Source organism: Bradyrhizobium sp. LB13.1, from assembly GCF_054056815.1.
In genome coordinates, this window is sequence record NZ_JBSRYQ010000001.1 from 1,000,951 (window position 1) to 1,015,877 (window position 14,927).

The 14,927-nt window shown below is 64.1% G+C and carries 10 protein-coding genes and 2 pseudogenes; 6 read left to right on the plus strand and 6 right to left on the minus strand.

What is annotated here, in order from left to right; all coding sequences use genetic code 11:
• Positions 1-4 precede the first annotated feature (4 nt).
• From ACVWYI_RS04690 to ACVWYI_RS04715, 6 genes and pseudogenes are all read left to right on the plus strand, one after another.
• Positions 5-1,169, plus strand: a pseudogene (locus ACVWYI_RS04690) (acyl-CoA dehydrogenase family protein).
• The gene (locus ACVWYI_RS04695) at positions 1,169-1,825 is read left to right on the plus strand and encodes a glutathione S-transferase family protein (protein ID WP_456651851.1); all 657 of its coding nucleotides are present in this window, start codon (positions 1,169-1,171) and stop codon (positions 1,823-1,825) included. Before ACVWYI_RS04690 ends, ACVWYI_RS04695 begins: the two are co-directional and overlap by 1 nt.
• 174 nt (positions 1,826-1,999) lie before the next feature.
• Positions 2,000-2,802 (plus strand): annotated as a pseudogene (locus ACVWYI_RS04700) (helix-turn-helix domain-containing protein).
• Positions 2,803-2,971: 169 nt separating this feature from the next.
• Positions 2,972-3,838, plus strand: coding sequence for a 3-keto-5-aminohexanoate cleavage protein (locus tag ACVWYI_RS04705; protein ID WP_456661353.1), 867 nt, complete (start codon positions 2,972-2,974; stop codon positions 3,836-3,838).
• A gap of 114 nt (positions 3,839-3,952) precedes the next feature.
• On the plus strand, positions 3,953-5,569 hold the full coding sequence (locus tag ACVWYI_RS04710; protein ID WP_456661354.1) for an acyl-CoA carboxylase subunit beta: 1,617 nt from the start codon (positions 3,953-3,955) through the stop codon (positions 5,567-5,569).
• Entirely contained in the window at positions 5,566-7,542 is a 1,977-nt protein-coding gene (locus tag ACVWYI_RS04715; protein ID WP_456661355.1) for an acetyl-CoA carboxylase biotin carboxylase subunit, read from the plus strand. The genes ACVWYI_RS04710 and ACVWYI_RS04715 overlap by 4 nt, the downstream gene beginning before the upstream one ends.
• Positions 7,543-7,689: 147 nt before the next feature.
• Here the strand turns inward: ACVWYI_RS04715 and ACVWYI_RS04720 are convergent, their stop codons facing one another.
• The 6 genes from ACVWYI_RS04720 to ACVWYI_RS04745 form a co-directional block, all read right to left on the minus strand.
• The gene (locus ACVWYI_RS04720; RefSeq protein ID WP_456661356.1) at positions 7,690-8,676 is read right to left on the minus strand and encodes an ABC transporter ATP-binding protein; all 987 of its coding nucleotides are present in this window, start codon (positions 8,674-8,676) and stop codon (positions 7,690-7,692) included.
• Positions 8,673-9,680, minus strand: coding sequence for an ABC transporter ATP-binding protein (locus ACVWYI_RS04725; RefSeq protein ID WP_247351779.1), 1,008 nt, complete (start codon positions 9,678-9,680; stop codon positions 8,673-8,675). The genes ACVWYI_RS04720 and ACVWYI_RS04725 overlap by 4 nt, the downstream gene beginning before the upstream one ends.
• Positions 9,680-10,573 carry an ABC transporter permease gene (locus ACVWYI_RS04730; protein WP_247351781.1) on the minus strand — a complete coding sequence of 298 codons (894 nt, stop codon included), beginning with the start codon at positions 10,571-10,573 and terminating at the stop codon, positions 9,680-9,682. The genes ACVWYI_RS04725 and ACVWYI_RS04730 overlap by 1 nt, the downstream gene beginning before the upstream one ends.
• A gap of 9 nt (positions 10,574-10,582) precedes the next feature.
• The gene (locus ACVWYI_RS04735) at positions 10,583-11,530 is read right to left on the minus strand and encodes an ABC transporter permease (RefSeq protein WP_247351782.1); all 948 of its coding nucleotides are present in this window, start codon (positions 11,528-11,530) and stop codon (positions 10,583-10,585) included.
• A gap of 35 nt (positions 11,531-11,565) precedes the next feature.
• Positions 11,566-13,164 carry an ABC transporter substrate-binding protein gene (locus ACVWYI_RS04740; RefSeq protein ID WP_456661357.1) on the minus strand — a complete coding sequence of 533 codons (1,599 nt, stop codon included), beginning with the start codon at positions 13,162-13,164 and terminating at the stop codon, positions 11,566-11,568.
• A gap of 194 nt (positions 13,165-13,358) precedes the next feature.
• The gene (locus ACVWYI_RS04745) at positions 13,359-14,909 is read right to left on the minus strand and encodes an AMP-binding protein (protein WP_456661358.1); all 1,551 of its coding nucleotides are present in this window, start codon (positions 14,907-14,909) and stop codon (positions 13,359-13,361) included.
• Positions 14,910-14,927: the final 18 nt, after the last annotated feature.

A 14,927-nucleotide genomic window follows, 5' to 3' on the forward strand; every position in this document is an offset into this window, starting at 1 on the left:
AGAAATGCTGTTTACCGCCGATCACGACGAGATCCGCCGCTCCTTGCAAAAATTCATCTCCAATGAGATCAACCCTCACGTCGATGAGTGGGAGAAGGCCGACATCTTCCCGGCGCACGAGCTGTTCAAGAAGATGGGCAGCCTCGGCTTCCTGGGACTGAACAAGCCGGTCGAGTTCGGCGGCTCGGGTCTCGATTACTCCTATGCGCTGATGATGGCGGAGGAACTGGGGGCCATCACCTGTGGCGGCGTGCCGATGGCGATCGGCGTGCAGACCGACATGGCGACGCCGGCGCTGGCGCGGTTCGGCTCGGACGAGGTGCGGCGCGAATTCCTGGTACCCTCGATCTCCGGTGACTATGTAGCCTGCATCGGCGTCTCAGAGCCCGGCGCGGGCTCGGACGTGGCCTCGATCAAGACCAATGCGCGCACCGACGGCGACGACTACGTCATCGATGGCGGCAAGATGTGGATCACAAACGGCACCCAGGCCGATTGGATCTGCCTGCTCGCTCAACACCGGCGACGGGCCCGTCCACCGCAACAAGTCGCTGATCTGCGTGCCCATGAAGACCAAGGGCGTCACTGTCGCGCGAAAACTCGACAAGATGGGCATGCGCTCCTCCGACACCGCGCAAATCTTCTTCGACAATGTCCGCGTGCCCAGGCGCAACCGGATCGGCGAGGAGGGCAAGGGCTTCACCTACCAGATGATCCAGTTCCAGGAGGAGCGCCTCTGGGGTGCGGCGGCCTGCCTGAAGGCGCACGAATACATCATCAACGAGACCATCGAATACACCCGCAACCGAAAAGCCTTCGGCAAGTCGATCCTCGACAACCAGGTCGTTCACTTCAAGCTGGCGGAGATGCAGACCGAGGTCGAGCTGCTGCGCGCGCTGATCTACCGCGCCGCCGAGGCGCTGGTGGCGGGCGAGGATGTCACAAAACTTGCGACCATGGCCAAGCTGAAGGCTGGTCGGATCGGCCGCGAGCTTACCGACGCCTGCTTGCAATATTGGGGCGGAATGGGCTTTACCAACGAGACGCCGGTCAGCCGTGCCTATCGCGACAGCCGCCTGACTTCGATCGGCGGCGGCGCGGACGAGGTCATGCTGATGGTCCTGTGCAAGATGATGGGCACGCTGCCCGGCAGCAAAGGAAGCTCTTGATGATCACGCTCTATCACTGCGACGCAGCGCGCTCTTTCCGTCCACTCTGGATGCTGGAGGAGATGGGACTTCCCTACGAACTGAAGATGCTGCCGTTCCCGCCGCGGGTCTTCGCCAAGGAATACCTCGCGCTCAATCCGCTGGGCACGATTCCCTTTTTGGTCGACGGCGAGACCAAGATGACGGAATCGTCCGGCATCTGCCACTATCTCGGCATCAAGCACGGGCCGACGCCGCTGATGGTGGGACCTGAGGATCCCGCCTATGGCGCCTTCCTGAACTGGATGTATTTCAGCGACGCCACGTTAACCTTCCCGCAGACGCTGGTGCTCCGATACACCCAGCTCGAGCCGGAGGAGCGCCGCAATCCGCAGGTCGCTACCGACTATGCAAAGTGGTTCCTGGGCCGGCTGCGCGCCGTCGAGGCCGCGACCGCCAATGCCGAAACATTGTGCGCGGGTCGCTTCACCGCCGCTGACATTGTCATTGGTTATGCGCTCCGCCTCGCCAGCAACATCGGGCTCGCCAAGGACTTTGGGCCAAATGTCGCAGGTTATTGGGCGTGCTTGCAGCAGCGCGATGGATTCAAACGTGCGGTTGCTGCGGAGCAGAAGGCTGGAGTCGAACAGAACATCGCGGCGCGTGTGAGGGCGTAGCTCCGTCGCCTGGACGAAATTGTTGCTTGCCGGTTCCGGGTTCGTCCTCTGGACGTCCGGGAACGCCAATGTTTTACGCTCCATGACAGCGCTACCGCGCCGTGACAGCGCCCAAATTTCCGCTAAGGTGACCTCCGTCCGCAGCGGCCAAAGAGCCGCGCGAGGAGGATCCCAATGGAAGATAACGGTCGCGAATCCGACCATTTGATGCTGATCACGCCGGAGCGGGTATTCTATGCCGGCCTGCTCGGCCGCCCCCGCAAGCGGACGCCCGGCTGCTGCCACGTCTATGTCGCGGTCAAGGGTAGCCTGCATCTGACGCTCGACGAAGTCCTCGCCACCGGCGAGCTGTTCGTCACCCTGCCGAACCAGCGGCATTCCATTGCCAGCGACTACCGCACGGCGATCAGCGTGACGCTGGAGCCGGAGAGCATGCCTGATGGCGTGATCGAGGCCTTGGCCGCGCGGCTCACCGGACCCGACCAGGCTGTCTATGCCCGCAAGATTCTCGCCGCCTACACGTTGTTGCGAGAGCGCCGCTACGGCGACATCACCACCGCCGAATTTGACGAGATGTGTTTTGGCGAAGCGCTGCCGCGGCGCGTGCTCGACCCGCGCGTGACGCGTGCGGTGGCGCGCATCGGCCGCTTCACGGGCGAGCCCGTGACGGCGGACACATGCGCGGCGGACGCGCCGGACTTTCCGCTTCGCGTTTCCTGCATCTGTTCAAGGAAGAGACCGGCATCTCGTTTCGCTCCTTCCGCGCCTGGAAGCGCGCGCGGCATCTGCTGCACTTCGCCAACCAGGACCTCAACCTCGCCCATCTCGCGCAGGATATCGGCTATCCCGACAGCACCCATTTCAGCCATTCGATCCGCCGCTTCTACGGCCTGAAGCCGCGCGCGATCTTCGTCGGCTCGCGGGATCTAGCGATCTATCGCAGCAGCGAGACGGTGAGGCTGGCGGAGGCGAGCTAGCATCGCTCTCGTAGTGGTGGGTTAGCTCGCGGCTGTGCGAAGCGCAGTCCGACAGCGTAACCCACCCTGCGATTTCTCGCTTTTTTCCAGCTTCTCCGCGCAAGAAGCCGCGTGCCGCCCATCACATGATCGCAAGCGTTGAATTATCAACGTGCGAGACATTCAAGGCATGAGCGACAAGGCCGTCATCACCTGCGCGCTGAACGGCGTGCTCACTGACCCCAGGCAGCACAATGTGCCTGTGACGCCCGAGCAGATGGCGCGCGAGGCCAAGGCTGCGTTCGATGCCGGCGCGTCGATCATGCACATCCATCTGCGCCAGCAGGCGCCGGACAAAGGGCATCTGCCGTCCTGGGAGGTCAGCGTCAGCAAGGAAATCCAGCAGGCCATCCGCGAAGCCTGCCCGGGTGTCATCATCAATCACACCTCGGGCGTCTCCGGGCCGAACTACTCAGGCGCGCTCGATTGCATCCGCGAGACCAGGCCGGAGATCGCGGCCTGCAACGCGGGCTCGCTGAATTACCTGAAGGTGAAGGCCGACAACAGCTGGGCCTGGCCGCCGATGATGTTCGACAACGCGGTCGAGAAGGTGAAGGACTATCTCGACGTCATGAACGCGGTCGGCACCATCCCCGAGTTCGAATGTTTCGACGTCGGCATCGTTCGTTGCGTCGGCATGTACCACCAGGTCGGCATGTACAAAGGTCCGCTCGAGTATAATTTTGTCATGGGCGTCGCCTCCGGCATGCCGTCCGATCCCGATCTGCTGCCGATCCTGATCAAGCTGAAACGTCCCGAGGCGCATTTTCAGGTCACGGCGATCGGCCGCGAAGAGATCTGGCCGCTGCACCAGCGCTGCGCTGAACTCGGCGGCCATCTGCGCACCGGTCTCGAAGATGCCTTCTATCTCGCCGACGGCAAGAAGGTGACGTCCAACGGTCAGCTGATCGAAGCCATCGCCGCCTGCGCCCGGCGCGCGGGCCGTGAGATCGCGAGCCCGGCGGAAGCGCGGAAGATTTTTGGGACGAATAGGTAAGTTATCGCCTCAACCGTCATTGCGAGCGCAGCGAAGCAATCCAGATTCTCTCCACGGAAGCCGTCTGGATTGCTTCGTCGCTCCGCTCCTCGCAATGACGAGCAGGATAGAGTGATGTCCATTCTCGAAAACACAGTTTCCCCCGGCAGCGCCGCCTATCACGCCAACCGCGACGGCATGCTCGGCCTGATCGACCGCATGCGCGCGCTGGAAGATCGGACGCGCGCCGCGTCGGCCATGGCGAAAGATCGCTTCCACAAGCGCGGCCAGCTGCTGCCGCGCGAGCGCGTCGCGCTGGTGCTCGACCCCGGCGCGCCCTTCATCGAGCTGTCCACGCTCGCCGGCTACATGTTCGACGTGCCGGATCCGAGCAAGAGCGTGCCCGGCGGCGGCGTCATCGCCGGCATCGGCTTCGTCTCGGGCATCCGCTGCATGGTCAGTGCCAACGATTCCGGCATCGATGCCGGCGCGCTTCAACCTTACGGCCTGGACAAGACGATACGCGTGCAGGAGCTCGCGCTGGAGAACAAGCTGCCTTATCTCCAGCTGGTCGAAAGCGCCGGTGCCAATCTCCTGCGCTACCGCGTCGAAGACTTTGTCCGTGGTGGCAACATCTTTCGCAATCTCGCGCGGCTCTCGGCTGCCGGGCTGCCCGTCGTCACCGTGACGCATGGCTCCTCGACCGCCGGTGGCGCCTATCAGACCGGCCTGTCCGATTACATCGTCATGGTCCGTGGCCGCACTCGCGCCTTCCTCGCGGGTCCGCCGCTGCTGAAGGCTGCAACTGGCGAGATCGCGACCGAGGAGGAACTCGGCGGTGCCGAGATGCACACGCAGGTTTCCGGTCTCGGCGACTATCTCGCGGAGGATGACCGCGACGCCCTGCGCATCGCGCGCGAGATCATGGCGGCGCTGGAGTGGGAGCGGCCGGGCAAGGCGGCAGCACAGTTCAAGCCGCCGCGCTACCACCAGGAAGAGCTGCTCGGCATCATGCCGATGGACCACAAGCGCTCCGTGGACATGAAGCAAGTGATCGCGCGCATCGTCGACGATTCCGATTTCACCGAGATGGCGCCGAACTACGGCCCGGCCACCGTCTGCGGCCATGCCCGCATCGAGGGCCAGGCGATCGGTATCATCACCAACAACGGCCCACTCGATCCCGCCGGCGCCAACAAGGCGACGCATTTCATCCAGGCTTGCTGCCAGACCCGCACGCCATTGCTGTATCTGAACAACACCACCGGCTACATGGTCGGCAAATCCTACGAAGAAGCCGGCATGATCAAGCACGGCTCCAAGATGATCCAGGCGGTGACGTCGGCGACGGTGCCGCAGATCACCATCTATTGCGGCGCCTCGTTCGGCGCCGGCAATTACGGCATGTGCGGGCGCGGCTTCCATCCGCGCTTCTGCCTCTCCTGGCCCAACGCCAAGACTGCCGTGATGGGCGGCGAGCAGGCCGCCGAGACCATGGCGATCGTCACCGAAGCCGCCGCAGCTCGCCGCGGCAAGCCGGTCGAGAAAGAAAAGCTCGATGCCATGAAGGCGCAGATCATCGGCGTGTTCGACGGCCAGATGGACGTGTTCTCGACCAGCGCGCGCGTGCTCGACGACGGCGTGATCGATCCGCGCGACACTCGGGCGGCCCTGTCTGAGGTGCTCGCGATCTGCCGCGAGGGCGATGCGCGCACGCCCCAGCGCATGCAATTCTCGGTGGCCCGCCCATGAGGAACGGATCAGTGCAGCACCGGCCGTTCTCTCGGGTTCTGGTCGCCAATCGCGGCGAGATCGCGCTGCGGGTGATGCGAAGCGCGCGGAAGCTCGGCCTCGGCGTCGTCGCGGTCTATTCGGATGCGGATCGCGATGCGCTCCATGTGCGGCAGGCGGACCAGGCCGTGCACATCGGCGAAGCCCTGCCGGCGCAGTCCTATCTCAACATCCCCGCGATCATTGCGGCCGCAAAAGCCAGCGGCGCGGATGCAGTGCATCCCGGCTATGGCTTCCTCGCCGAAAACGAGGATTTTGCGCAGGCCTGCAAGGATGCCGGCCTGGTCTTCATCGGCCCCTCGCCGCAGGCGATCGAGTCGATGGGTAACAAGGCCGGCGCCAAAGAGATCATGAACAAGGCCGGCGTGCCCTGCGTGCCCGGCTATCAGGGCGCCGACCAAGGCGACGAGGTCATGCTGGCGGAAGCCAAAAAGATCGGCTTCCCCGTGATGATCAAGGCGGTCGCCGGCGGTGGCGGCCGCGGCATGCGGCTCGTCACCGACACTGCATCCTTCGACGATGCCCTGCGCAGTGCACGGTCCGAGGCAAAGGCGGCGTTCGGCGATCCCTCCGTCATTCTCGAACGCGCCATCCAGAATCCCCGTCATATCGAGATCCAGGTGTTCGGCGACAGCCACGGCAATGCCATTCATCTCGGCGAGCGCGATTGCTCGGTACAGCGGCGGCACCAGAAGCTGATCGAGGAGGCGCCGTCGCCCGCGGTCACGCCCGAGTTGCGTGGAAAGATGGGCGAGGTCGCGGTCGCCGCGGTGAAGGCGTTGCGTTACGAGGGCGCCGGGACGCTGGAGTTCCTGCTCGATACGAGTGGCGCGTTCTACTTCATGGAAATGAACACGCGCCTCCAGGTCGAGCATCCCGTGACCGAGGCGATCACCGGGCTCGATCTCGTCGAACTGCAGCTGCGCGTCGCGCGCGGCGAGCAATTGCCGGTGAAGCAACAGGACATTCGCTTCACAGGCCACGCGATCGAGGTGCGGCTGTGCTCGGAGGACGCCGCGCATGATTTCATGCCGCAGTCCGGGCGCATGGCGCGCTGGCAGGTGCCGGATGGCATCCGCGTCGAGCATGCGCTGCAATCGGGCTCTGAGATTCCGCCGTTCTACGATTCCATGATCGCCAAGGTGATCAGCCATGGGGCGACACGCGAGGAGGCGAGGGGGCGGCTGATCGTCGGTCTGGAGCAACTGATCGGATTCGGTGTGACCACCGATCAGGCGTTCCTGATATCATGCCTGCGCCATCCCGGCTTTGCCAAGGGCGAAGCGACGACGGCGTTCATTGGTGCGCATCGCGACGAATTGCTGGGGCCGGTTGCGAGTAGCACATTCAGCGCCGCGCTTGCGGGCCTTCTGCTCTACGTCACGAGCCCGCAGGCACCGACGTGGCGCAGTGGGCGAAGCCTCGCGGCAACGTTTCCGCTACCGGCAAAGATCGATATCGCCGGCCAGACGCATGAGCTCGAAGTCACCCGGGAGCGCGATGGCAGCTACACCGTTGCCATCGACGGCCGGCAGGACAAGTTCGAGGTCGATCAGCTCGACCTCGACGTGATCCGCTTTCGCCATGACGGCGTGATGGACAGCGCAAAATTCCTGCGCGACGGCGACCGGCTCTACCTCCAGTACGGCGGCATCCCGCTCGCGGCGACCGATCTCACCTTCGCCGCGCCGAAAGCCGCTGCAACAAATGGCGGCGACGGAAAAGTCCGTGCCGCCATGAATGGCCGTGTCGTTGCCGTGCTGGTCAAGCCGGGTGAGCGCGTCACCGCCGGTCAGCCGCTGATGACACTGGAAGCGATGAAGATGGAGCACGTCCACAAGGCCGGCATCGACGGGGTGGTCGCGGCGATCGACGTCGCCGAGGGCGAGCAGGTCACGACGGGGAAAATCGTGGCTGAGATCGGGGCTGGGTAGAGCGGCAGCTCGTCATTGCGAGGAGCGAAGCGACGAAGCAATCCAGACTGCATCCGGGGAAAGATTCTGGATTGCTTCGCTGCGCTCGCAATGACGATGGGGAGATAGTGCCGTCTCGCACTTCGTCCCGGCAAGGCGTGCGCCTAATCAAGAGCCCCGCCCCGTCCCGTCATTGAGCAAGCACGCCACCTGGTGTCCGTCGCCCGCGCCCACCAGCGCCGGCCGCTCCGTCTTGCACCGCTCCATCGCAAACCGGCAGCGGGTGTGAAACGCGCAGCCCGACGGCGGATTGACCGGGCTTGGCACGTCGCCGTCGACCAGCGGCGTGAGCTTTTTGGCGAGTGGGTTGGCGATCGGCACGGAGGCGAGCAAGGCCTGCGTATAGGGATGGCGCGGGTTCCTGAACAGCTCGTCCTTGTCGGCAATCTCGACGATGCGGCCGAGATACATCACGGCGACGCGGTGACTGATATGGGCGACCACGGCGAGGTCATGCGCGATGAAGAGATAGGAGAAGCCGTGCTCGCGTTGCAGATCGATCAACAGGTTGATCACCTGCGCCTGGATCGAGACGTCGAGCGCGGAGACCGGCTCGTCGCAGACGATCAGCCGCGGCTCCAGCGCGAGCGCCCGCGCGATGCAGATGCGCTGGCGCTGGCCGCCGGAGAATTGGTGCGGAAAATTGCGCATCTGGTCGGGCCGCAAGCCAACCTGCTCGAACAGCTTTGCGGTACGCGCCTCCAGTGCCTTGCCGGTCGCGAGTCCGTGCACGAGCAGCGGCTCGCCGACGATGTCGCCTGCGGTCATGCGCGGATTGAGCGACGCGAACGGATCCTGGAACACGATCTGCATCGAACGACGGTGCGGCCGCAGCGCAGCCTTGGAGAGGCGAGTGATGTCCTCGCCGTCAAGGCGGATCTGGCCGGAGGTCGGCTCGACCAGCCGCAGCACACTGCGTGCCACCGTCGACTTGCCGCAGCCGGATTCGCCGACAAGGCCGAGCGTCTCACCGGTGCCAACCGAAAATGAGACGCCGTTGACCGCATGCACTGTGCCGATTTGTCGGCGCAACACGCCGGCGCGCACCGGATAGTGTTTCTTGAGGTCAGTGACTTCGAGCAGCGCCTCGGTCATGCCACCTCCGCCACTTCGGCCGCGCGCCAGCAGGCCGCGAGATGGCCGCCGCCCCAATCGATGAGCGGCGGATATTCGGCCTCGCAGCGCTTGATCGCGAGCGTGCAGCGCGGCGCGAAGGCGCAACCCTTTGGCAGTCGCACCAGCGACGGAACCGTGCCGGGAATTTCGTTCAGCCGTGCCTGCGCGGCGACGCCCGGCGCCGGCACTGCCGGTATCGAGGCCATCAATCCGCGCGTGTAGGGATGCTTTGGCGCGGCGAACAGCGCCTCGACGCTGGCTTCCTCGACCTTCCGACCCGCATACATCACGATGACGCGCTGCGCGGTCTGCGCGACGACACCGAGATCATGCGTGATCAGCACGAGCCCGGTGCCGAGCTCCTTCTGAAGGTCCAGGATCAGCGCCAGAATCTGCGCCTGGATGGTGACGTCGAGCGCGGTGGTGGGCTCGTCCGCGATCAGCAGCGCCGGCCGGCACGCCAGCGCCATCGCGATCATGGCGCGCTGGCGCATGCCGCCTGAGAGTTGATGCGGATATTCCCGCGCGCGCCGAGCCGGCTCGGGGATGCGCACTAGGCGCAGCATCTCGATCGCGATGTCGCGGGCCTCTTTGCTCGACATGTTCCGGTGCAGCCGCACCGCCTCGACGATCTGGTCGCCGATCCGCATCACCGGATTGAGCGAGGTCATCGGCTCCTGGAAGATCATGGAGATGCGATTTCCGCGGATCGCGCGCATCTCAGCTTCGTCCAGCGCCAGAAGATCAGTGCCTTCGAGCGTGACGGAGCCGCCGACGATGCGGCCGGGCGGATCCGGCACCAGCCGCATCAGGGAGAGGGCCGTGACGCTCTTGCCGCAGCCGGATTCGCCGACGATCGCGAGCGTCTCGCCGCGCCTCACCGTGAAGGAAACGTCATCGACGGCCTTGAACAGTCCGGAGTTGGTGAAGAACACCGTCTTCAGGTTCTTCACATCGAGCACGAGATCGGATTTGTCCGCCATCAGCCGCGCTGCCGGGGATCGAGGATGTCGCGCAAGGCGTCACCGAACAGATTGGCGCCGAACACTGCGAGGCTGATCGCGATGCCCGGGAAGATCACCAGCCATGGCGCGGTGCGGACGTATTCGGCGGCGGATTCAGAGAGCATGCGGCCCCATGACGGATAAGGCTCGGGAATGCCGAGACCGAGGAAGGAGAGCGAGGCTTCAGTGAGGATGGTCGAGCCGAGCTGGGCGGTCGCGAGCACGATCAGCGGCGCCAGCGTGTTCGGCAGCACATGGCGCAGCGCGATCCGCACCTCGCTCATGCCGATCGACTTGGCGGCCTCGATGAACGGCAGCTCGCGCAGCGCCAGCGTGTTGGCACGGATGACGCGCGACACGGTCGGGATCAGTGGAATGGCGATCGCAATGATGACGTTCGGCAAGGAGGGACCCAGCGCGGCGGTCATGATCAGGGCCAGGACCAGCAGCGGTAACGCCTGGAGAACGTCGGAGACGCGCTGGAACACGAGATCGACCCAGCCGGAGAGATAGCCTGAGGTCAATCCGACGATCACGCCGATGGTGCCGCCGAGCGCAGTCGAGCCGATCCCGACCGCCAGCGAGATCCGCGCGCCATGGATGATGCGGCTGAAGACGTCGCGGCCGAAGGAATCCGTCCCCATCCAGTGCGACAGGCTTGGGCGGCCCAGCGCCCGGGCTGCGTCGATCGTCAGGGGATCATAACGCGCGATGAAGTCGGCGAAGACCGCGGTGAACACGAACAGGGTCATGATCACGAGCCCAGCCGCGCCCAGCACGTGCCGCTGCGCCAGGAACAGCACGCGCCGCCAGCCGCCGGGCGCGTAGGCGCCGGCGCGCCTCAGTTCAACGTCATAGTCGATCGCGGTCAAACTGATCTCCTAATCCGTAAATCGGATGCGCGGGTCGAACACGGCGTAGAGCATGTCGACGATGAAATTCGCGCTCACCACGACGATGGCGATCAGCATCACGAGGTTCTGCACGATCGGATAATCGCGCCAGCGGATCGCCTCGACCAGGAAGCGCGCGACGCCGGGGATGTTGAACACGGTCTCGGTCACAATGAGGCCGCCGATCAGGAACGCCGCCTCGATGCCGATCACGGTGATGACGGGCAAAATCGCATTCTTCAGCGCATGCTGATAGTTCACGGCGGCATCCGATGCGCCCTTGGCGCGGGCGGTGCGGATATAGTCCTGCCGCAGCACCTCCAGCATCGAGGAGCGGGTGATGCGCATGGTCAGTGCCGCGCTGCGGAAGCCGACGGCGGCGGCGGGCACGGCATAGGTTGCGAAGGCTTCCAGCCATGTCGCCGGATTCGGGTTGAAGATCGGCATCTGGCCGAACATCGCCACCGACGCGGTGAGGATCAAGAGGCCGAGCCAGAACGAAGGCAGCGACAATCCGCTGAGGCTCACCACACGCAACGCGTAATCGAGCCTCGTTCCCTGCTTCACCGCGCTGATGACGCCCAAGGGAATGCCGATCGACGCCGAGAACAACAACGCCAGCCCGGCGAGCCGTGCGGTGATCGGAATCCGTGGCAGGATCTCCTGAAGCGCCGGCTTCTCGGAAACATAGGAGTAGCCAAAGTCGCCGCGCAGAAAACCGCTGATCCAGTGCCAATATTGCACCACCAGCGGCTGATCGATGCCGAGCTCCTTCTCCAGACTGGCCTTGTCGGCGGGATCGACATAGCCGGCCGCGGCAAACAGGATGTCGACGATGTTGCCGGGGACGATGCGCAGCAGGAAGAAGATGACGACCGAGATCCCGAACAGGGTCACGAGCATCAGGAACAGGCGCCGCACCAGATAGGCAAACATGCATCGCCTCCCGTCGAACCCGTCCGCTGCTAGCGCTACTTGTCCATCCAGACATCCTCGTACCGGTATCCATTATACGAGCTGTTCGACATCACCGTCACGCCCTTGACATAAGGCTGCCAGCAGCTGCCGGTCCGTGCATGGAAGATGATCGGGCGGGCGACGTCCTCCTGCAACTTCTTGTCGATATCCCACACCAGCTTCTTGCGCTTGTTGAGGTCGGTCTCCTGCGACTGCACGTCGAACAGCTTCTCGATCTCCTTGTTGCAGTAATTGGTGTAGTTGCGCTCGGAGCCGCAGGAATAGTTCTCGTAGAACGACTGGTCGGGATCGTCGACGGCATTGCCGGTCAAATTGAGCCCGAGCATGTAATCCTTGCGCGCGATCTTCGGGAACCAGTTTGCGGTCTCGACCACGTCGAGCTCGCCGTCGATATAGATGTTCTTGAGCTGGTCGATCAGGATCACCGCGGGATCGCGGTAGACCGGGATGTTGCGGGTCGAGACCTTGACGGCGAGGTGCTTGTCGGGGCCGTAGCCGGCCTTCTGCATCAGCTTCTTGGCTTGTTCGCGGTTGGCGGTGATGTCGGGGCCGTAGCCCGGAATGCTCTCGAGCATCTCCTTCGGCATGGCCCAGAGGCCGGCCGGCGCGGGCTCCATGGTGCCCCCGACGTCGCCCTGGCCCTCGAACATGATCGAGATGAACGCCTTGCGGTCCAGCGACAGCGCCATGGCGCGACGGATGTCGATGTTGTCGAACGGCGGCGCGGACGAATTGACGATGATGTTGGTCGCAACGTTGTTGGGCTCGACCACGCAGACCGCGTTCGGCGCCTGCGATTTGACGTCCTTCAACAGCGGAATGCTGACCTCGGTCGGGAAGGTCATGTCGAACTTGCCCGCGACGAAGGCGAGGATGGCGGTCGAGCGATTCGGGATGATGGTGAACTCGATGCCGTCGAGATAGGGCCGGCCCTTGCGCCAATAGTCCGGATTGCGGGTCAGCTTGATCGATTCATTGGCCTTGAACTCGACGAACTTGAACGGCCCCGTGCCGATCGGATGGGTGCGCATGTCGCCGGGCGAGACGTGGCAGGGATAGACCGGCGTGTAGCCCGAGGCGAGCAGGGCCAGCAGCGAAGGCTGCGGCCGCTTCAGGTTGAAGGAGACTTCGAGATCGCCGTTGGTGGAGACGTCGTTGACCTGTTCATACCAGCTCTTGCGCGGATTCTGCCGGAACTTCTGCTGTGACTTGCCCATCAGCATGTCGAAGGTGCATTTGACGTCCGCCGAGGTGAACGGCTTGCCGTCGTGCCACTTCACGCCCGCGCGCAGCTTGAAGGTCAATGTCTTGTTGTCGTTGACCCAGGCCCAGCTCTCGGCGAGCTCGGGCACGATGGTGTCCATGCTGTTCTGCGCCACGTCCTGCTTGTAGATGACGAGATTGTTGAACACCGGCATGAAGGGAACATTGAGCGAGTAGGTCGCGCCCTCGTGGATCGAGGCATTGCCGGGACTGTCGCGGTGGTACATCCGCAAAATCCCGCCCTGCTTGGGCTCGCCGGCCAATGCAATCGTCGAAAACGCCAGCAAAGATAGCGCCGCCATTGCGGCGAGCGCTCGTACGCTCCGCATCCTCGTCCTCCCTGGACCTCGGCCTTTCGCGGCCTGTTTGAACGGACGATAGCGACGCGCGCGGAGGGAGGCAACCGGCAAGGCCGCCCACGCTCTCGACAATTCGGATGACGGAAGGCCGCAGGCGATTTCCTCTCACGATGTGAGAGAAGTTCCTCCGGCGTCGTTGGCGAACGCCGGGACGACATCGGGGCTCACACGATCCTCGACGCCTTGTTCCCCCAATACCGGTCCCTTAGCAGGCGCTTGTACAGCTTCCCTGTCGGCAGCCGCGGCAATTCCTTCTCGAAATCGACCGAGCGCGGCACCTTTTGCCGCGACAGCGACGCCCCGCAGAAGGCGATCAGCTCTTCGGCGAGTGCCGGGTCCGGCATGACGCCGGGCATCGGCTGCACCACCGCCTTGACCTCCTCGCCGAGATCGGGATTGGGGACGCCGAACACCGCGGCGTCCGCGACCTTCGGATGGGTGATCAGCAGATTCTCCCACTCCTGCGGATAGATGTTCACCCCGCCGGAGATGATCATGAAGGTGGCGCGGTCCGTTAGATAAAGGAATCGGTCCTCGTCGACATAGCCGACGTCACCCACCGTGCTCATACTGCCATCGGCCGAGCGTGCCTCCTTGGTCTTCTCCGGATCGTTGAAATACTCGAATGGCGTGGCCGTCTTGAACCAGACCTGTCCCGGGGTGCCGGTGGGGCATGGCTTCATGTTCTCGTCGAGAATATGGAGGTCGCCGAGCAGCACCTTGCCGACGGTGCCGCGATGGGCGAGCCATTCCGCGCTGTCGCAGGCGGTGAAGCCGAGGCCTTCGGTCGCGCCGTAATATTCGTGGATGATCGGTCCCCACCATTTGATGATGTCGTCCTTGACCAGCGCCGGGCAGGGCGCGGCGGCGTGGATCGCGATCTCGATCGAGGAGAGATCGTAGTGCTTTCGCACCCCCTCCGGCAGCTTGAGCATGCGCGAGAACATCGTCGGCACCAGTTGGGTGTGGGTGATGCCCCATTGCTCGATGAGCTGGAGATAACACTCGGGATCGAACGTCTCCATGATGATCGCGGTCCCACCCATGCGGATCGTGAGATTCACGGCGGCCTGCGGCGCCGAATGATAGAGCGGCGCCGGCGAGAGGTAGACCATGCCCTCGCGATATTGCCAGAGCTTCGTCAGGAAATCGAACAGCGGCAGATTGTGCTTCGGCGGCTCCTCCGGCAGCGGCCGAATAATGCCCTTCGGGCGCCCCGTCGTGCCCGATGAATACAGCATGGCGGTACCGAGCCATTCATCGTGGAGCGGCGCCGTCGGCTGATCGGCGGTCACCTCCGCGAGGCCGACGATGCGCTCACTCTCGCCCGGGCCGTCGGCAACGATGCACAGCTTGATCTCGGGGCAGGCGTTGATCGCCTCGCGGGCGATATCGAGCTTCGCCATCGAGGTGATCAGGATTTTCGACTGGCTGTTGACGAGGAGATAGGCGAGCTCGCCCGGCGTCAGGAACGAGTTGATGCAGGTGTAGTACAGCCCGGATCGCTCGCCCGCGCCGCAGGCTTCGAGGTAGCGGGAATTGTTCTCCATGAAGATCGCGTAGTGGTCGAGCCGCTTCAAGCCGTGCTTGCGAAACAAATGCGCCAGCCGGTTGCTGCGCGCATCGAGCTCGCGATAGGTGACGGCCTCGCCGGTCGCCGCCATGATGAAGGCGGGCTGGAGCGGGCGCAGGCGGGCATGGTAACCTGGGTACATCAGTCCTCCGGCTTTAGA